The organism is Aliiroseovarius sediminilitoris (assembly GCF_900109955.1).
GTDB classification, from domain to species: Bacteria; Pseudomonadota; Alphaproteobacteria; order Rhodobacterales; family Rhodobacteraceae; genus Aliiroseovarius; species Aliiroseovarius sediminilitoris.
On the sequence record NZ_FOJB01000001.1, the window covers coordinates 1,504,875 to 1,523,984 of the forward strand.

Genomic DNA, 19,110 nt, shown 5'->3' on the forward strand with positions numbered 1-19,110 from the left:
GGGCAAGAAAGCGCAACCGGTCTACAAGTCGAACAGCGGCGATCCCCGGACGTGAGAGAATAGTTCGCTAGGTGCCATAGGTGTCGCGCAGGATGTTTTTTTGGACCTTACCCATCGTGTTTCGTGGCAGCGCGTCTGGCATGACATATTGGCGGGGGTGTTTGAAGCGGGCCAGCAAAGGCTCGATTTTTTCGGCGATGTCTTTGCCGGTCAGGGTGACGCCTTGTTCGGGGATGACCGCTGCGATGATGCTTTCGCCGAAGTCTGGATGCGAAACACCGAACACCGCGCTTTCAAGCACACCATCAACCTCGTTGATCACATCCTCGATTTCTTTTGGGTAGATGTTGTAACCACCCGAGATAATCAGATCTTTCTGGCGGCCAACGATGCTGATCCGCCCATCCTCGGATTTCACCCCAAGGTCGCCGGTGATGAAGAACCCCGTTTCGCGCAGCTCTTCACGGGTTTTCTCCGGCATGTTCCAATAGCCCTGAAACACGTTGTCACCACGCACTTCGATCATGCCGATCTCGCCAGCAGGCAGGGCGCGGCCCGTTTCGGGGTCGGTGATTTCGACCTCTGTGCCAGGCAGCGGGTAGCCGACGGTTCCTGCGATACGATCGCCGTCATAGGGGTTAGAGGTAATCATGTTGGTTTCGGTCATGCCATAGCGTTCCAGAATGCGGTGGTCCGTGCGATCAAGGAACGCGGTGTGGGTTTCGGCCAACAACGGCGCCGATCCCGACACAAAAAGACGCATATTTGCGCAAAGGTCTGTGGTCGTGCGCGGGTCGCCCAACAGACGCGTATAGAATGTGGGCACGCCCATCAGCATTGTGGATTTTGGCAGCTCCTCCACGATGGCATCCTGGTTGAATGTCTCCATCAAGCGAACCTGCGCGCCGGCAAGCAGGCAGGTGTTCAACGCAACAAAAAGGCCGTGCGTGTGAAAGATCGGCAGCGCATGGATCAGGCGGTCTTGGTGGGTGATTTCCCATAGATCGGTAAGGGCCTGGGCGTTGGAAAGCAGATTCTTGTGCGACAGCATCGCGCCTTTCGACCGCCCAGTCGTGCCGGAGGTATAAAGCAAGGCTGCAAGGTCTTCAGGCCCCCGCGGTCGGGTGTCGAAATGTTCGGGTGCTTTGTTCGCGGCGGTCGAAAGCGTGCCCGTGCCCGCCGTGTCGAGCGTCAATATCGTCGCATTCACCTCTGCTCCGAGGTCTGACATCACGGTGCGGTCATTGTGGTCGCAGACAATCACGCGGGGGGACGCGTCCTTGATGAAGTAGCCGAGTTCGGATTGCGTATAGGCCGTGTTGAGCGGCAAATAGACGGCCCCGATTTGCACAACCGCACCATAAAGCGCGACCGTGTCGGGGGTTTTGGGGGCTTGAACCACGATCCGGTCGCCAGTCGTGACGCCGGCGTTTTGCAACACATGTGCCAGCTGGGCCACGCGCCGCACGAAACCCGCGTAAGTGATTGTGCTGCCATCATCGCAGTCCATGAAGGGCTGTTCGTTGCCCGCATGTGGGGCGATCAGGGCGTCATAGAGAATGTTGGTCACTGCGTGGGTTCCTTAATCGTCGGATCAGTTTTTGCGGCTGCCAATGCTTGAACGCCACGCGACGCGCTCACCGTCGACATCAGCGCAAAGCTTTCGTGGTTTGTCGATCCAAAAAACTGGTGTTGTGCACCATTCAAGGATTTGGCCTGGTTCTGACGAGTTCGACATTTGTTTCGTCTATGCCTGAATTCATGACCATCACCCCTTAGATGCCGGCGCATCAACAACAAGCGCAAAAGCGTTCGAAATCTGCTTCTCGAAATTACTGGGTGCAGATTTTTCGCCAGCAAGGAATTTCTGAAGGTGAAAGCGGAATGTGGCATCCAGCATCAGGTAGACAGGCGTGGGGTCGACATGCGGCAGTCCCAACCGGTCGGTGAAATTCGCCACGAGATCAATCAGCCCGGCTTCGATTTCCTCGGCGACGTCGCGAAAGGCAGGATCGAACATGGCTTGAGTGCGAATGTCATACCAGAGGCGATGCGTTTCCGCGTCGCGACGGATCGAAAGAGAAAGGCCTTTGATGAACCGTTCGACGATTTGATCAGCGTCGATATCGTCTGACAGAATGGACTGCATCTCGTCAATAAACCCCGCCTTGTATCGTCGGACGCAATAGGTGATCAGATCGACCTTGTCTTCGAAATAGTAGTGCAGAGTGCCGACGGCCACGCCAGACATTTCGGCGATATCGCGCAGGCCAGTGCGGGCATAGCCGAGTTGTTTGAGCGCAGCAATCGCATGATCAGCCAACTCGTCCTTCTTGCGGGCGCGCTTGTTGGACTTGGCGTCAGCCTTGTCCACGAGGCGAGAGATTTTTTCAAGTCTGGTCATATCGCGTTTGTCTCCGACTTCATCCCATCAATGCATTGACGAAAATGCGTGGCAACTTCAACCAAGCCGGGTTGTGCTGGAATCGGGTCAGCAACTTGCCGACGATATGCTGGCGACGGTTCGTCACGAACCAGGGGGGACGCGGTAGCAACGAGGTCTTGCCCGACATCAGATTGCGGGGGAAAGGCCGCCACGGGGCTTGCACCACGACACGCTGTGGCCGATCAAACATGAACGTGTTGTGGGCAAATCCAACACCGCTGCCGACATCCTTAAGCGTGTGGCCCGGAAACGCCCCCCACGGGCAGGCGGTGCTGAGAAAGGCCAATCCTGTCCAGGCATTGATCGCAATCGCGCCATAGCGAAGCTCGGCGATGATTTCCTCGAACCGGTTTTGGCCGATCTGGCGGATCGTGCCGGGATGGATCAGGATGTTCGCTCCAAGCGTGCCGTGAAGCGTCTCGTTGGCATATCGGACCGCATCGATCAAATAGGCCTCGGGGTCGGTGCCACTGATTTCGTGCGTCGACAGGGCAGGGGCGAAAACCTCGGTTCGGGTGAACCAGTTTTCGCCGTCACCGACAGGGGCCACGATGCAGGCCGGGGCGGTTCCGCGGTCGAACCGCTCGGCGTCAAGGGCATGGCTGGCGAAGTTTTCCATCCGGTCGGCGGCGCCCGGGTAATAGGCCTGTCGCGGATCGACCTTCTTCATCACGTCGCGTAGATTTGCCATCAGCGTGTCTTTCAGCGACCAGTCGCCGGGCAGGATCAGCATCTGGCAAGCAACGCAGTTGAAACCGGAGTTGTGCAGCTTCTGGGTGGCGAGATGTTCTGCCTGAAAACTCAGATCCGCCGAGGACCAATTGCCGGGCACGACGATGGTCGGGCAGACCGCACCCAATTCTGACGTGATCGGCTTGGTCAGTTTTGGTGTGCCCGCCGCCTTGTTTTTCACGCCTTCCTTGCCTGGCCCCCAGACGATGGCGTCATGCGATGCCGCGGCCCCGGTGATGTGGATCTCGTCCACCTGGGCGTGAGTGCAAAGATAGCCGCCGACTTCGGCCCCGCCTTTGACGATCCGCAGGGCATCGCGGTCGATCAGTGGTTTGAGCGCGGCCTGAAGATAGGGCGTCAGGTAGTCGTTCACGGGGTTCATCTTGAGGATGACAACCTTGTGTTCGGAAAACGCCTTCTGAAACACGTCGAGCGGGGCAATCGAGGCGATGTTGCCTGCACCCAGCACCAACGCCACGCCACCTTTGCGCGACTCCACAGGTCCATCATAGGCAGAGGCGGTGTTGGCCGCGAGCGTGTCCTCGGTCACGTCCGGCTCCATCCAGACATCGGCGGTGACGCCCGACAACAGCAGGTGGTCCCAGGTTGAATGGGGCAGCACACGCACGGCAAGCTGTCCGTTGGCGGTGCGGCGTTTCTTCAAAGGGCCAAGGAAGCTCTTGCCTTCCATACCCGCCAGGGTCTGTATCAACTCGTTGCACGCCGACATGACGGCATAAGGCCCAGAAAGCCATTCTTCTCCGGCCAGAGGCGAACCGGGTGGGATCAGCTTGTGCCGGGCGGCGGTTTCAGCCCAGCCTTCGGCCACGACCGACAGGCAGTTCTTGATGTCATCCAGCACGGCAATGCGGTCGGCATTCGATGTGCGTGCCCAACTCTCTTTCGCGGCGGCCAAGGTATCAAGGTCTCGGTCAAGTGCAGAATGGTCCGGGGCGATGTCGGCTTCGATCTGGTTCATCTCAGACCTCCTTGATCAGCACGTCGCAATAGCTCTCGCGCAATTTGTTCTTGAGCACTTTACCTGTCGCTCCGAGCGGCAATTCGTCGACGAAAATCACGCGGTCGGGGATTTGCCAATTGGCGACCTTGCCCTCATAGGACGCGAGAATTTCCGCTTCGGTCGGATTTTGACCTGGCGCGGCTACGACCAATACCACGGGACGCTCGTCCCATTTCGGGTGTCGCGCCGCAATGGCGGCGGCATGGATGACCTTGGGGTGGGCAATGGCGATGTTTTCAAGCTCCACAGTCGAGATCCATTCGCCACCCGATTTGATGATGTCTTTGGACCGGTCGCGGATGGTCATGTAGCCGTCGCCATCCAACGTCGCCACGTCGCCAGTGTCAAACCAGCCGTCCTTGGTCAGGGCAGGGCGGTCCTGACCGAAGTAGCTTTCCACGATCCAATGGCCGCGGATCTGCAACTCTCCCTGTGTCTGGCCGTCGCGGGGCAGTTCATTGCCCGTTTCGTCCACGATCCGCAGGTCCACGCCCCAAGGCGGACGCCCCTGACTTTCGCGCAGCTTGGCCTGTTCGGCCACACTCAATGCGTCGTGTTTCTGAAGAAGCTGGTTCAGTGTGCCAAGCGGCGAGGTCTCTGTCATGCCCCAGGCGTGGATCAGTTCGACGTTATGGGAATCGCGGAACTCGCGGATCATCGACGGTGGCAAGGCTGACCCGCCAACCACGGTGCGCTTCATCGAGGCAGGCTTGATGCCGGTGGATTTCAATCCCGCCAGCAACCCCATCCAGATCGTCGGCACACCCAGCGACAACGTGACCTTCTCGGCGTCGATCAGCCGGGCCAGACTTTCGCCATCAAGGTTTGGCCCAGGCATCACCAGCTTGGCCCCGACCGCGGCCGCGATATAGGGGACACCCCAGGCATTGACGTGGAACATCGGAACGACCGGCATCACCACATCGCGGGCGGCCACGTTCAACCCATCGGGTTGGTTGCCACCGATCGAATGCAGAACAAGCGCGCGGTGCGAATACTGAACGCCCTTGGGGTTGCCCGTTGTGCCGGAAGTGTAGCACAGCGCAGCCGGAGCGTTCTCGTCAAGGTCGGGCCAGTCGGTTTCGGGGTCGCCAGTCTTCACCAGATCGTCATAGAACAGAAGCCCTTCGACCATGCCCGCCGCCTCGTCGTCACGCGGCCCCATCAGGATGTAATGTTTCACTGACTTGAGATGCGCGCCGAGTTTAGCGGCGATCGGCAGAAATGTTCGGTCGAGGAACAGCACCTCGTCCTTTGCATCGTTGAGGATAAAGATCATCTGCTCGGGCGTCAGGCGCGGGTTGATCGTGTGTGTTATGCGACCGCCGCTGCCGATCCCGAAGTAAAGTTCAAGATGCCGCCGATTGTTCCACGCGATGGTGGCACAGCACGCGCCGGGTGCCACCCCCAGATTGTCCAACGCCGATTTGATCCGCCGGGCATTGGCCGCAATCTCACCCCACGAGGATCGAGCGACCGTCCCGTCTGTCTCGACCGAAACGACTTCGGTTGCGGCGTGATATTTTTCGGCATGGCCGATCAGTGATCCGGTGGTCAGGGACTGCCACATCATGGTTCCGTGCATCGTATTCTCCCTTATTCCGCCGCCATCGCGCCTGAAGCGACACCGCGGATCATGTCTGCGGCCCGCTCTGCGATCATGATTGTCGGGGCGTTGGTGTTTCCGCGGACCAGCGTCGGCATGACCGAGGCATCGACGACGCGCAGTCCCTCCATCCCGTGCACCCTCAATTCGGGATCGACCACCGCCATCCCGTCCACCCCCATCTTGCAGGTGCCGATCGGGTGATAGATTGTGTCGGCGCGGGCGCGGATATGGTTTTCCCATTCCTTGTCGCTCATGCCGTCTTTCACGCCGAACAACTCTTTTTGGCGGAAGGGCTTCATGGCAGGGGCTTGCAGGATCTCGCGCGTCATCTTCGCGCCTTTGATTGTCGTCTCCAGGTCTCGCGGATCCGACAGGAACTGTGGGTCGATCCCCGGTGCCTTCATCGGATCACTGCTGGTTAGGAACACTTCGCCTTTGCTGTGCGGTCTTAACGCACAAATATGGCAGGAAAACCCGTAACCCAAGTGCAGCTTGCGCGCGTGATCGTCGACGATCGAGATCACAAAATGCAACTGAATGTCCGGATGGTCGAGCGCCGGGTCGGTCTTCAGAAAACCGGCGCCTTCTGCAAAAGGCGTGGCAATCATCGAATTGCCGTCCTTGCGCCATTTCAGAATGTGCTTGGTCAGGCCGATGGTTCCTGCAAGGCCGATGCCGAAATTGTCTGTGTCTTTCGACTTGTAGGCCAGAATGAAATCCAGATGGTCCTGAAGGTTCTTGCCTACCCCCGGCAGGTCATGCACGACTTCGATCCCGTGGCGTTGAATCTCTTCTGCCGCTCCGATTCCTGACAATTGCAAAAGCTGGGGCGAGTTGAAGGCACCCCCGCAGAGGATAACTTCGCGGCTGGCCGTGACACGCGCGTCCTTGCGGCCCTTGCGATAGACGACGCCTGTGGCGCGCTTGTCCTCGGTCAGAATCTTCGTCGCATGCGCGCCGGTGATGATCGTCAGGTTCTTGCGGGTCTTCTGAATGGGACGAAGATACGCCGCCGACGCAGAGCATCGTTCGCCATTGCGTGCCGCATCGTGGAATTGCGTGACCTGAAAAAGGCCGACGCCTTCGTTGTCGCCAGTGTTGAAATCCGCAGTCTCGCGGTGTTGGCATTCTGTCGCGGCCCGCACGAAGGCACGCGAGATCGGGCGGGGCGCTTTCTGGTCCGATACATGCAGCGGCCCGGCGTCACCGTGAAACTCGCTGGCACCGGCTTCATTGTTTTCGGCCCGCAGGAAATAGGGCAGGCAGTCATCCCAGGACCAACCTTCGCAGCCCATGTCAGCCCAACCGTCATAGTCAGCTCTGTGACCGCGGACATATAGCATGGCGTTGATCGCACTTGACCCGCCCAGCCCCTTGCCACGGGGCTGATAGCCTCGTCGCCCGTTCAGGCCGGGTTGCGGCACCGTGTTGAAAGCCCAGTTCGAAATCTTGCCGTGGCCCGGCAACATAGCGACCACACCGGCAGGTGCCCGGATCAAGATGTGATCGCCATTCCCCCCGGCTTCCAGCAAACAGACGGACATCGCAGGGTCCTCGGACAGACGCGCGGCCAGGGTCGAGCCCGCGGAACCACCGCCTACGATTACATAATCGAATGACGTTCTTGATTGCATAACTTCCTCCCAACGTGGTGTCTCCCCACACCGCTAGATAAGTTGAACATATAACTTGAACAATTGTCCAGAAAAATGGACCAGATAGCCGATCGGGTCAGATTAACGATTATTGACAAGGGGTTACGGATAGGGCGACGCCGGTAAGCACGGTTGCATACATTCGAATCAACGCGCGGCAGTGATGCAAGATCCCGGGATTCCTTCGTTCGAAGGCGGCGCGTCTTTCGCCTCCTGGACAGGCGCGACGGGGAGGCAAGCGTTGCTGTGGAAGACTCAACATCAGCGATGCACGGTCTATGGAATCAGCCAAGTGAGTGGTGTTGACCGGTCCGAATATGATAGCCGTTGGCTTTTGCGTGCTCACACATCGCATCCAAACTGGTTATGTCAAAATAGCTCCAGATCTTGTTGATTGGCGGGACGCCATCGCAAGAATGCACGCAGGCGTCCTTAGCAATACCGCGCTATATACCTGGTCACTTTATACTGGTGACTTTCCACAAGGAAATCCGGCTGTGAAACCGACCCGACCAACGCGCCAGCTACAGACCGCTATTTATGTGGTCAAAGCTACCGCAAGGCATCTTTGCGAATGTCGTCTGTCTGATTCAGTTCCATAGTCAGCCTAATCTCTTGTAGTACGGCTATCAGACGAGTGGTATCAAACCGCGACAGGTCCATGTCGGCCATTAACCCTCATTGGACACTGGTCACATAATTCTTGATTGGATGATCTCGGGTCGGTCGAAACGCGGGATTGAACGACCACTCAATCCAGCGCGTGATCGGCGGAAATATGATCCTTTTCGTCCGTTTTCAATTCAAAGTTGACAGATTGCCGTGCGGACGAGCAGGCTGAGCCTATTCAAAGAACTTATTGTGCGAAGTGGAATGTCATGTACACGCTTATCGCAAATTACGGACTGGCACGCGCGTTTCGTGCGGAATTTGTGCCGTTTCTGATTGCGCTCGTTGTCGCGCAACTTTTCTTCAAATGGGGCAGTTTTGGTTTGGAGCTTCTGGGATTTATCGTCCTGTGGGCTGTTTTGGGCTTCGTCTCTGATCGCGTCATGCCGGCACCCGGCAAGGACTGACGCGACACACCTATCGATGTCAACGCACATCACGCTTGTTGGATCATCCAGCAAGCGAGGAGGATCGCTATGGGCAAATCGCCCCGACCTAAACCGAAAGTCCGACAGGATGCGAAGCGTCCGGCGAAACGACCTGAGGCGTCTTTACCCGACACCCATCTCGGTGATCTTGAGCGGCTGGTTGGAGACGGCGCATTGCGGGTCGCGATTGATCGTTTGCTTGAACGGACACCGGACAAGGACATCGACAAAGACATTGATAAAGTGTGCAAAAAGATGTTTCAGGCGCTCAGAAAGCGCTGCCCACATCTGGTGCCGGATCGCCCTGTGAATACCGGTCAAATCGGGCCCAGGATTGATCTTGGGCCGAAAACAGTGGTGACGCTGTTTCGTGGTGCAGCGGTGAAGCTGGCGGGCGACAAGCAAACCGTCTGGGTGCTGGGCGACAGCGAAATGCTGGTTTTCGCAAGCCGCGTGGTGCTTGAGACAGAACCGGGCCGGATTGTCGTTCATCTGCCGGTCAGCACCGATCAGACCAAAGATGTGGTGATCAAGGTGCCCTTCGCAGTTGGTTCTGAAAAGCGCCCCGCGGGGCTGATGGCGACCACGCCCATGCGCCCCATCGGGCCAGAGGAGATAGTGGAAATATGGGCCGATGCTCTGACGGCCTTCGCCTGGGGTGCCGTTCTGACACTTGCCGAGGTGCTGGCCAACCGTGCCGGACAAGACCCCGACCGCAATGGACTGATCGCATTCAACCTTCTGGCGGGGGCAGGGGGGCTGACCATTGGCACGATGGCGCGGCACGGATTTGACCGGAGGGCGCCATGAGCCTTGATGCTGCCGATTTTGGAGATCTTGAAGACGTCCTGAAGGCGCTTGGATTTGCCGGCGACAGCGGTGCGCTTAATGAAGATTGGCTGGCCGATCCGATCACCTATCTGAAGACGATGCTCGCCAATGAGACGCAGCGAGAAGCACTGCTGGCGGTCATGGATCGGCTTTTGGAAGGAGAAACCGAGATTGACGGCGAGGGCCATCAATGGCTGCCGGTCGTGGCAAGCGATGATGGCGCTGCGACTTTCTATTTTGTCATCGACGATGAGCCGGAAACCGAAGTTCACATCGGGCTTGGCGTGCGGCTGAAAACGACGGACCCAGACACGGCGACCTCGTTCTTCGTGCCCCTGTTCCGTGCCGCGAAAGAAGGCCACTCCGTCCCGGACCCGGTGTTGATCGGTCATCCGGGTGGCAAACTTATTCTGGCAAGCGAGATTGTCGTCGATCCCAATCCGCCCAGCGGCGAAGCGGGGCTAAGATCCATTGGTCTGGCCTTCACGACGCCCACAGCTGCGGGGGATGGCGATCCGGCGGTGGCACTGACACTTGGCGGGCTGTTTCTGCCGGGGTTCTCGGCACCGCGCGATTTCTCGCTCTCGGTCTCTGATCTTGATACGCTTGATGAGTCCGCGCTGGAGTTGATCCTTGGCATCATCCAGGCCATGGCGGATGGCGGTGCCACGCCCGAGATCACCGCGCTGGCCGGGCTTCTGGGGCTTGCAGGGTCCGTGCCGCCCCTTCCCATCGACGGGCTTGTCAATCAGGGGCCGCAGGTTCTGGCCGACTGGTTTGCAGCACTCATGGGCGACAGCGCGGCCAAGTCTGCTTGGCTGCAAGCGGCGGCCAACCTGATCGGAGGTGCGGCGAGCCTGTCGGGTGATACGCTTGCCATTGATCTGGGCGGCGGGGTCAGCGTGGATCTGGTGATTGGGGTCGTGACCGGATCGACCGGGCGGCCTGTCGTGACGCCCTCGATTTCTTTCGGGATCACGCAAGGGTCGGCCAGGGTCGAGGTGGCTGCGGACCTTCTGAAACTCGATCTGGGCACGGGTGCTGCGGTCGCCGTTCCTGCGCTGTCGGCGCAGGTGAGACTTGGCAATTCTGGCGCGCCGCTTCTTGTGGGCGATCCGGGGATCGAGGCTTTGCGCGCTGGTATCGCCCTTGGGCCGTTGCGCCAACCCATCGCGATCCTTGCGTTGGATCAGGTGGTGATTGCGGGCAACTCCTACGAGGTTCTGGACCTTTCCACCCCGGATGCCATAGCCGAAGCGGGCACGACGGTGATCGGCGACGTAATTGCGGACCTTCTGGCGCAGCTTGGCCCCCCCGGCACGGCGATTTCGGTTCTCTTGGGTATCGCGCCCCCTGCCGGCGCACCAGGACTGCCGACGTTAGACCTGTCTGCCTTTCTGGCTGACCCCCTGGCCGCTGTGCGAAACCACTGGCTTGGGCTTCTTGGCAGTCACGTTGGCGATATTCCGGAGGTTCTGGGCGCGCTGCGCGGACTGTTGGCCGATGCGGCGGTGGCGGCCGATCCTGTAACCGGGAATGGCACCATCGACACTCCTTGGCGGGTCGGGATCACGGGACCGGTTGCTTTGCTCATTCGTCAGCCCGATCCGGGCGTGATCGAGCTTGCCGTCGGACTTTCCGCGACGCAATCCGAGTTGGGCGAGCGCTGCACGGTGCTGGAAACCAGCATAGATATACTGATCATGCGGGCGGATCTGGCCGCACCTGACGCCGCCTTCGCCGCAAATGTCACCCTGACCATCGACGCCCGTGGGCGGGGCACGCGACGCACGGCATTGGGTGATGATCCGTTGGCGATTGCCGCAGATCGGGTGAGCGCCCGGTTCGGTTGGAGCGCCACAGAAGGTCTGTCAGTCAACTTTGCCGCGCCCAACCCCGCATTGATCGTTCGTGAAATCGAGATCCCGCTGGATATCCCAAACTTCGATCAAGGTTTTGACGCCCTGACACCCCAACAGTGGGATGCCATCGAAGAACTGATCGGACTTTTAGGTGCTTCCATTGCCGCGCCTTGGGCGTTGGATATTCTGACTGCCATTGGCTGGCGGCGCGCCGGAGTTCTGGCCGAAAACACCGCGATAAACCGTCTGGCGCTGTCCGATCTGATCGCCGACCCCGATGCAGCTTTGCGCGCTTGGCTTGGTCGGCTGATCAGTGATCCGGGCGGGTCACTGCGCAAGGTGTTGGAGCCTTTGGGCCGTGTGATGTCAGGCAGTCGCGAGCGATTTGGTGTGCTCTCCGGGCGTGGCGCGCCCGACGATCCTTTGCGCATGAACCTTGCGCCGGACCTGGGTGGTCCAGCTTTGGGGCTTTGGACGATGCCCGGGCGCGCAGTGCAGGGCGACGGGCAGGTCCAGTCAGAAGCGCTTCGACAGTGGCGACCCGGAGACGCGCCGCTCGATACGGCCTCGCTTGCCGCGGGTATCGTGGTCGAACTTGCGTCGCGCGAAGGTCTTGTTCAGGCAAGCGCGCGGATTGCTGCGTTGGCCGCCGGGATCGATGCACTTGAGGCACGGCTTTCGGGCACAGATGGCCTGATAGTGCCGCCGGATGTCCTGCCGGATGGTGCGACGCGTCATGAAATACCCAATGTCGCCGGACCGGGTCTACGCGAAGCCGTTGATCTTGAAGCCATATTTGGGAATCTACCCGGCACGATCCTTCATCTGGCCGTTGCAAACGAAGCCGACGCCTTCCCGTTTGATGCCGCACCTGAGGACCGCAGGATTGACTTGCGCCCCGCAGGCCGCGCGCCTGACACGTTCGAGGCACCGACCGCCGCGCCGGGCGAATGGTTCATCGCGCTTGGTCCTCGCGCGGATGTTGCGCTGTTGTCCGGCGATCCCGACGGCACCGGAGGGCAAACCGCGCGATTGGCCAGGATGTTCGCTGCGTTCTCGACGGTGGGCGGTGACGTTGCGGTGGTGGCTGATGCAGCGGGTGCCCATGCGGCGTGGTTGGCGGCTGAAAATGTCGGGGCAGGATCGGTCAACCGGCTTTTGACGCTTGGCATGCCGCTGGTTCCGGCGGCGTTTTCGATCTTCGATCTCAATCCCGGTGCCGAAGCCTTGCGAACTTTCCTGGGGCTGCTGCCCCCCGAAGACCCCGGCACACCTGACGATGATGCGCTTGGCTTTGCCCGCGCGGCGTTCGGCGCCTTGTCCGGTCTGTCGCGGTTCGCCGACCCGGCCGCCGAACTCAGCCCTCCTGCCAACCTGCCAGGAACCGTCGCTGCGGGTCTGAACCTGCACTGCGTCTATGGCATCTTTGACCGTGCGGCGATTCGGGCAGGTCTGACAGCCGCCGCCGCGGCCGGTCTCAGCGAACGGGCCAGCGTGCAAGCTGGTTTCGAGGCCAGCGCCACAGTGACGGGCGCAGGATTTGGTCTTCTTTTGCCGATTACACCCGCCAGCGGGGGACTTACCGTTTCGGGCCACGTGGCTGTGGAACTGGGTGCCATCGCGCTTGATCCTCTTCCGTCACTCACGGATGAGCGCAGCGTAAGACTGCATCTGGAGATCCGCCGGGATGGTGGTTGGCTGCTTGGTGGTCCGGGGTCCGGGGCAGGGGCGGCACAGGAACTGCGCTGGATCGCCGTCGATATCGCGGTGCCCTTGGGCGCGTCCGGGCCGGTAGAAGCCGAGATCAGACTGCATGATGCGGTTGTCTTTGGTCTGGCCCGCGATGTTTGGGTTCTGCGCGAAGCGGGGGCAGACGCCGCCGAGGGTGTGGTTACAACAGCGCTGCCCGAAGTGCGGGTGCTGCTGTCATCCGTCGTGACCGAAATCCTGAGCGATCCCAGCCCAGAGATGGGAGCGTTAGCCGATTTGCTAAGCGCGATCGGCGTTATTGATGATCTGGGCGGGCTGGTGGCCACAGCGCTGGATCGCGTGCTGCATGAACCCGATGCGCAGGTGCGCGACGCGCTTCTTAGCGCTGCAAGGGTCTTGGATTTGCAGGGTGCCGCTGACACGATATTCGCGGGTATTCCGGGTTTGAGCATCGACATCGCCGCCCGGTCTGTCTCGTTCTCACTTGCCGGATCGGCTCCGTCCCTGGGGCTGCCCAATTGGAGCGTTTCCGCCAGTGCCGCAAGCTCTGGCCCGATCACCGCAGACCTGAGCATTGGGGCTGCGTCCTCTGGTGCGCTGACGGCCTCGCTTGACCCCTTGGAGATCAGGCTTGATTGGACACCTCCGGGTGCGGCACCAGTAAGCCTGCCCATCTGGCCGAACGCCGATCCCGCTGCTCTGGCCCAGGAAGGCGCGCCGCTGACCATTGCCAGTGCGGTCAAATTTGGCGTCGATTACATGCGGTCTCAGGATGACGGTGCGAAACTGATCATCGACGGGCTACTTGAGCTGTTGGGGTTGTTGGCTGCCCCTGGCCCGGATGGTGATCGGGCAATGGTCACACCCATCGGGCTGTTCCGCGATCCGGTGGCATGGCTGAAAAGCGATGCGGTCTTCGGGCTGGCGGGCGGCTATGACGCAAGCCGTGTAGGTGCGGCCTTCGACGCGTTGCGCCCATTCCTCGGCCTGTCCGGCGCGCCGGGACGTTGGGACGTCGCGGACGGTGTGGCAATTGAATTGACTGGCGCAGGGGGCGTGCTGGATCTGGGATTGGCGCTGGATAGCGACGCCATTGGTGGCGGGGCGGAACAACTGGCGTTTGGTGGTCGGTTCGGGCTTTTGATTTCAGACACAGCACCGGTTGCGCCAAACATCGCCGTCTTTGCCGGGTTGCCAAGCGCAATCCAAGGGCGCAGCGCCGTGCATTTGAACATTTCCGCTGAAGTCAGCCTGTTTCTGAGAAATGCAAGTGGCACGGATTTGCCGCTTTACCCCAATACGCCGGGTTTGGCCTCGCTTGCGGGCGCGGCGGTCGAGACCGCGCTGCCCTTGGCCTTGAACGCGCTGGTCGATGCGGGCGGAACTGCGGGCGACGTTGTGGCGGCTGTGGGCGATGCGCTTGTATTGCGCGAAGGCACACCGCTTGAATTTACCGGCCCACGGCTGTCTGCGTGGGCAAATGATCCCGAGGGCGAGCTTGCCGCACGCTGGCCTGCGATCACGACCGGAGCATTGAACGCGCTCGCAAACGCGTTGGCACCGGTTCTGCCGGTCGGCGTGTCGGCTTCATCCAGTGCTGCCGGGTTGGACATCATCGCAGGACCGATCACCCTGTCGCTGGAGACCGGGCCATTCCGCTTTGCCATCGGATATTCCGACACCGGGTTGCCGTTCGTTGAAACCGTCACGACGGCAATGGCCTTCGATGCGGGCGGGTTGGACGAATTCACCGGCAGCATCGGACCTGCGTTGATTGATGCAGGCGGTGCAAGCCTGTTCCCTGTGGTTTCGTTCGAGGTCGGGGAAAACATCACCGTTCCCTTCGTGGGCCTTGGCCTTGCGATTGCGGGGGACGGGGTGCAGGTGCTGACGCTGCGCACAATCCTTGATCCGTTGGGCTTTGAGGTTGTGTTCGACGATGGCGACGGTCCGGTGTCGGATCCGGCCAGCGTGGCCTCTGGCCTCTTGACCCTGACCGTGGGCCTTGTGGTCGATTTCCTGCGCCAGACCGACCCGGTTCAAGACCTTCTGGAAACCGAAATACCCGGCACCGGCTCGAGCGATATCGAGGATCTTCTGGAAGGTGTGATCTTGCTGGATGGCGACACCAGCCAGCTTGACTTGGCACTGTTCCAACTGATTCCCACGCCGGGGCAGAGCGCCAGCGACATCCGCGACAACTTCATCGCGCGGATGATCCGGCTGATCGAAAACTTCGCCGATGCGGGTCCGTCCGTGACCATCGACAGTATCCTGACGGTGGGTCTGGCGCGCGATGGCAATGCGATTGGCGTGAATGTCGGGCTGACGTCACGCCTTCCGCTGACCTCGGGCGATGTGGTTGTTTCGATCGAAAATGACAGCCGCTGGATCAAGGACGCACCCCCGGCAGGGATCGTGATTGGGCTGGTCGAAACAAGCCCGACTTTGGGCTTCGCACCGTCGATTGCCGCCAATGGGCTGGGCGTGCGCATCGGCAAGGACGGTGCGCCGCTTGTCGATTTCGGCCTGTCGCTTGGCTCGATCGCGTTGCATCTGTTTGGCCGGATCGGCAATGGACCACCCGCTGGTGGTGTGCAGGTGCAACTTTCCGACCTTGCGGTCAGCGTCTCCGGTGGAACCGGCGGCAACCCTGTGGCGCAGGGCATCATGGACGAAAGCTCGGACAGTGGGCAGGAACTGGCGCCGATGTTCAGCCCCGCGCTTGCCATTCAGAAACACGGGTCCGATCCGGTGATGGTGCGGCTGTCGGCGGGCGAAGGCGATGGGCCATGGTGGCTGTCGATCAAGAAGGGCTTCGGGCCGCTTTACGTCGATCAGGTCGGACTGGGCGTAACCCAGACCGGTGAAGAGCTTGAAAAGATTTCGCTTCTGTTTGATGGCAACATTTCGATTGCCGGGCTGACGGCGGCTGTGGATGATCTGCAACTGACCTATTCGCTTGATGCCGGACCTGTCTATGACCCCGGCAGTTGGAGCGTTGATCTGTCAGGCCTGGCCGTCAGCGCCGATCTGTCCGGCGTGCAGTTGGCAGGGGGTCTCAGGAAATACTCGGACCCCGGCAATCCCGAAAATGTCGAATATGTCGGCATGTTGCTGGCGCGGTTTGCGGCTTATGGGCTGTCGATTTACGGCGGCTATGCCTCGATCGAGGAAAATGACGAGGGACGTTATACAGCCTTCTTCGCTTATGGTGCCATTGTTGGTCCCATCGGTGGGCCGCCTGCGTTTTTCCTGACAGGTATTGGCGGCGGGTTCGGCATCAACCGCGAGATCGTCGTGCCCGATGATCTGTCGAAATTTGATGAGTTCGTGATGATCAAGGCGCTTGATCCCAGCGCCTCGGCCCCGTCTGACCCCATGGCCGAGATGGACAGCGTGCGGGTCACGTTCCCGCCGCGCAAAGGCACGTTCTGGTTTGCCGCCGGGATCAGTTACACCAGCTTCATGATTGTCGATGGCGTGGCGGTCGTCGCGGTCGAGTTTGGCAACGGGTTCGAGTTGAACATCTTTGGCTTGGCCCGGATGGCGCTGCCGCGTCCGCAATTCCGGCTGGTCTCGATCGAGATTGCGCTGGTGGCGCGGTTCTCGACCGAAGAGGGCGTGATCTGGATACAGGCGCAACTGACCGACAATTCCTGGCTGCTTCATGAAAGTGTGCGGCTGACGGGCGGCTTTGCCTATGTTTCTTGGTTCGGTGGGCCGAAAAAGGGCGAGTTTGTCCTGACATTCGGCGGCTACCATCCGAAGTTCCACCGCGACGGCTATCCGGTGGTTCCGCGTCTTGGCTTTCATTGGCAGCCGACCAGCAATATCGTCATCAAGGGTGGCAATTACTTCGCGTTGACGTCCGAGGCGATCATGGCAGGGGGCGGGCTTGAAGCCTCGGCCACGCTGGGGCCAGCCTGGGCCTATGTGGCCTATGGTTGCGATGTCATCATCTATTTCGACCCGTTCCGATACGAGGCCGAAGCCTATGCCAAGATTTCGGCGGGCGTCACGATTGATGTCTGGATTGGCAAGATCACGATCAAGATCAGCCTTGGGGCCAGCATCTATGTCGAAGGGCCGGAGTTCCGTGGCGAGGCGCGCTTCAAGGTCGGGCCTGTCAAGCTGAAGGTAAAATTTGGCGCAAGCAGCCAGTCTTCCCCCAATTACATCACCTGGACCGATTTCGTCGTCAAATACCTGGAAGAAGCACGACCGGGCACGGCGCGGGCGCTATCGGCCATCGCGGGCAACGGGGCCTTGCCACCCGGTGGCGAAGAAGGCACCGCGGACGGGTCCATCGACCATCCTTTCGAAGTGATGAGTGAATTCGAGATGACGGTGACGACCACGCTGCCCGCCGACCGTCTGGTAGTCGGCACCGCAAGCCCGCAGAATTATTCCACGCTGCCGCTTGGATTGCCACCGATCAACGCCTCGTTGGACGGGTCCGAATTGTCGCTGTCGCTGATCCGGGTCGACACGGACGCCGAGCGGATCAACGAAACCGGCGTCACGGTTCTGGGCCGTTACACTGGCAAATTCCCGATGGCCGTCTGGGGTCCGCCACAAGAGCTTGACAAGAAGTCCATGCCCAAGGGCGAAGTGCTGGACGCGCTTGAAGGCGCGCATATGACCGTGAAGCCCTCGCGCATTGGAAGGCTGCCGCCCGAGATCGCCTTCAATCAGGTCGAGGCCGGACCGCGCAAACCCCTGCCATTCGTCACCGAGGCCACCGTGCGCCCCGGCTTCCTTGCCGATATCGGCGGGCTGGTCGCGACTGTGCCGGGCGGGTTGGATCCGAACGAGATATTCGAGCTTGAACAAAACATCCTGGCGCAGAACGGACTGGGAAAGGCGGCTTTGGCGGGACGCGCAAATGCACGGGTCGCGCCGGGCCGTATTGGCTCGCTCGGCGAACGGTTGGCGGTTCCCGAGGCAGCGACGCTGGGTAATGTCCTGAGTGCAGCGCCGGTGAAGGAACTGGACCTGTCGGTCAAACCGCCCCGCGCTGCCGCAATCCTCAGCCCCGAAATCCGCGCCGAGGCCGCGCCAAGGATCACCACTGTCAGAAACACCGATCAGATCCAGCGCGTGGCCGCCCCAAGCCTTGCACAGATGCGGGCCGGCCTTCCATCACAACTTCCTGCGGTCCTGACCCGTGTCGACACCGCTGCGCGTGGTCAGAAGACGGTCATTGCGGGCACCCGCCCACCTGTGACGCAATCGGCGCGGGCCAATGCAAGCTTTGTGGCGGGGCTTGGGCAGGATGGTGCGGCGGCAGAGCGTCTGGCGGCGTTCGACCAAGTGGCAACCGGGCCTGCCCGGCGCGCGGCAACGGACAGCGCACTTCTAACACCCGGCGAGATCGCCATCTTTGATATGCCAGCCGCCCGCCGCTCGGACCCCCGCCTTGGGGCAGGGACCATCACGACTTCGGGCGGCGCGGCGCGCGTCACGGCGATCGGGCTTGGCGGTGCGGTTCTGGACACTGGCAAGTCTGAGCGCGGGCGGGTCAGTCTGCCGGGCCGAACCTCGCGGATCATTATCGAGGCCTTGGGCGATGGCGGTGCCAAGGGCGGTGTCACGGGCTGGATGGCCGAACAGGAACTGGCCTTTGTTGGCTGGAGCCGCGCGATCTTCGCTGGAGGTTCGGTCCACGCGGCGGGCGCGCAAATCGGGCGACGGAACGAGGCCGCAGGGCTGGGGTGGATCAACGCGGCCAAACTGACGCGTCAGGGTCGGATCACAACCCGGTTCGAGACATTCCAGCCGCTGCTGGTGCTATTGCTGGAAGGCCCGGTCAATCCCGACGCCGCGCGCGATTTTGCGCTGGCTCTGACCGGCGCAAAGGAAACCGCTGCCGCGCCGGTCGTGGTGAATCTGGGCGCGCGCACCGCGCTGATCCTTGAAACGACCGCAGTTGGCAAGGGCGGCCCGGTCAGCGTCGGCGTGGAAAGCAAAGCGCCCGGGCGACTTGCCGGCGTTATGCTGGCGAATGGAACAGCGGATCGCTTTGCAGAGCTTTTGGGAACCCGCAGCCTGGAAGAGCTTTTGGATCGGCCTCGGGCGGTCGGCGGCAAACCGGTGAAAATTGCCTGGAAGAAACCACCGAACAAACTGAAGGAGGCGTGCTGA

Annotated in this window: 8 protein-coding genes; 3 read left to right on the forward strand and 5 right to left on the reverse strand. The window is 60.7% G+C overall.

The window, feature by feature from the left end; genetic code table 11:
• Positions 1 to 67 precede the first annotated feature (67 nt).
• The 5 genes from BMY55_RS07550 to BMY55_RS07570 form a co-directional block, all read right to left on the reverse strand.
• On the reverse strand, positions 68 to 1,570 hold the full coding sequence (locus tag BMY55_RS07550) for a malonate--CoA ligase (RefSeq protein ID WP_091429587.1): 1,503 nt from the start codon (positions 1,568 to 1,570) through the stop codon (positions 68 to 70).
• A gap of 198 nt (positions 1,571 to 1,768) precedes the next feature.
• A complete protein-coding gene (locus BMY55_RS07555; RefSeq protein ID WP_091429589.1) occupies positions 1,769 to 2,404 on the reverse strand; it encodes a TetR/AcrR family transcriptional regulator in 636 nt (211 codons plus the stop codon).
• A 19-nt stretch (positions 2,405 to 2,423) separates the two neighbouring features.
• Entirely contained in the window at positions 2,424 to 4,157 is a 1,734-nt protein-coding gene (locus tag BMY55_RS07560) for an aldehyde dehydrogenase family protein (RefSeq protein ID WP_091429591.1), read from the reverse strand.
• Position 4,158: 1 nt separating this feature from the next.
• A complete protein-coding gene (locus tag BMY55_RS07565; RefSeq protein ID WP_091429594.1) occupies positions 4,159 to 5,784 on the reverse strand; it encodes a long-chain fatty acid--CoA ligase in 1,626 nt (541 codons plus the stop codon).
• An 11-nt stretch (positions 5,785 to 5,795) separates the two neighbouring features.
• Positions 5,796 to 7,442 carry a GMC family oxidoreductase gene (locus tag BMY55_RS07570; protein ID WP_091429596.1) on the reverse strand — a complete coding sequence of 549 codons (1,647 nt, stop codon included), beginning with the start codon at positions 7,440 to 7,442 and terminating at the stop codon, positions 5,796 to 5,798.
• Between the two features lie 899 nt (positions 7,443 to 8,341).
• On the opposite strand from BMY55_RS07570, the gene BMY55_RS07575 reads away from it, so the two are divergent.
• The 3 genes from BMY55_RS07575 to BMY55_RS07585 all read left to right on the forward strand — a co-directional run bounded on the left by BMY55_RS07575 (position 8,342) and on the right by BMY55_RS07585 (position 19,110).
• Positions 8,342 to 8,539: a hypothetical protein gene (locus BMY55_RS07575; protein WP_091429599.1), complete on the forward strand. Its 198-nt coding sequence runs from the start codon at positions 8,342 to 8,344 to the stop codon at positions 8,537 to 8,539.
• 69 nt (positions 8,540 to 8,608) lie between these two features.
• On the forward strand, positions 8,609 to 9,370 hold the full coding sequence (locus BMY55_RS07580) for a hypothetical protein (RefSeq protein WP_091429601.1): 762 nt from the start codon (positions 8,609 to 8,611) through the stop codon (positions 9,368 to 9,370).
• Positions 9,367 to 19,110: a DUF6603 domain-containing protein gene (locus BMY55_RS07585; RefSeq protein ID WP_091429603.1), complete on the forward strand. Its 9,744-nt coding sequence runs from the start codon at positions 9,367 to 9,369 to the stop codon at positions 19,108 to 19,110. Before BMY55_RS07580 ends, BMY55_RS07585 begins: the two co-directional genes overlap by 4 nt.

What these genes read in the sequence shown, in the direction of transcription:
- BMY55_RS07570 (WP_091429596.1), bottom strand. Translation starts at nt 7,442, where the DNA reads ATGCAATCAAGAACGTCATTCGATTATGTAATCGTAGGCGGTGGTTCC.
- BMY55_RS07560 (WP_091429591.1), bottom strand. Translation starts at nt 4,157, where the DNA reads ATGAACCAGATCGAAGCCGACATCGCCCCGGACCATTCTGCACTTGAC.
- BMY55_RS07565 (WP_091429594.1), bottom strand. Translation starts at nt 5,784, where the DNA reads ATGCACGGAACCATGATGTGGCAGTCCCTGACCACCGGATCACTGATC.
- BMY55_RS07555 (WP_091429589.1), bottom strand. Translation starts at nt 2,404, where the DNA reads ATGACCAGACTTGAAAAAATCTCTCGCCTCGTGGACAAGGCTGACGCC.
- BMY55_RS07580 (WP_091429601.1), top strand. Translation starts at nt 8,609, where the DNA reads ATGGGCAAATCGCCCCGACCTAAACCGAAAGTCCGACAGGATGCGAAG.
- BMY55_RS07585 (WP_091429603.1), top strand. Translation starts at nt 9,367, where the DNA reads ATGAGCCTTGATGCTGCCGATTTTGGAGATCTTGAAGACGTCCTGAAG.
- BMY55_RS07575 (WP_091429599.1), top strand. Translation starts at nt 8,342, where the DNA reads ATGTACACGCTTATCGCAAATTACGGACTGGCACGCGCGTTTCGTGCG.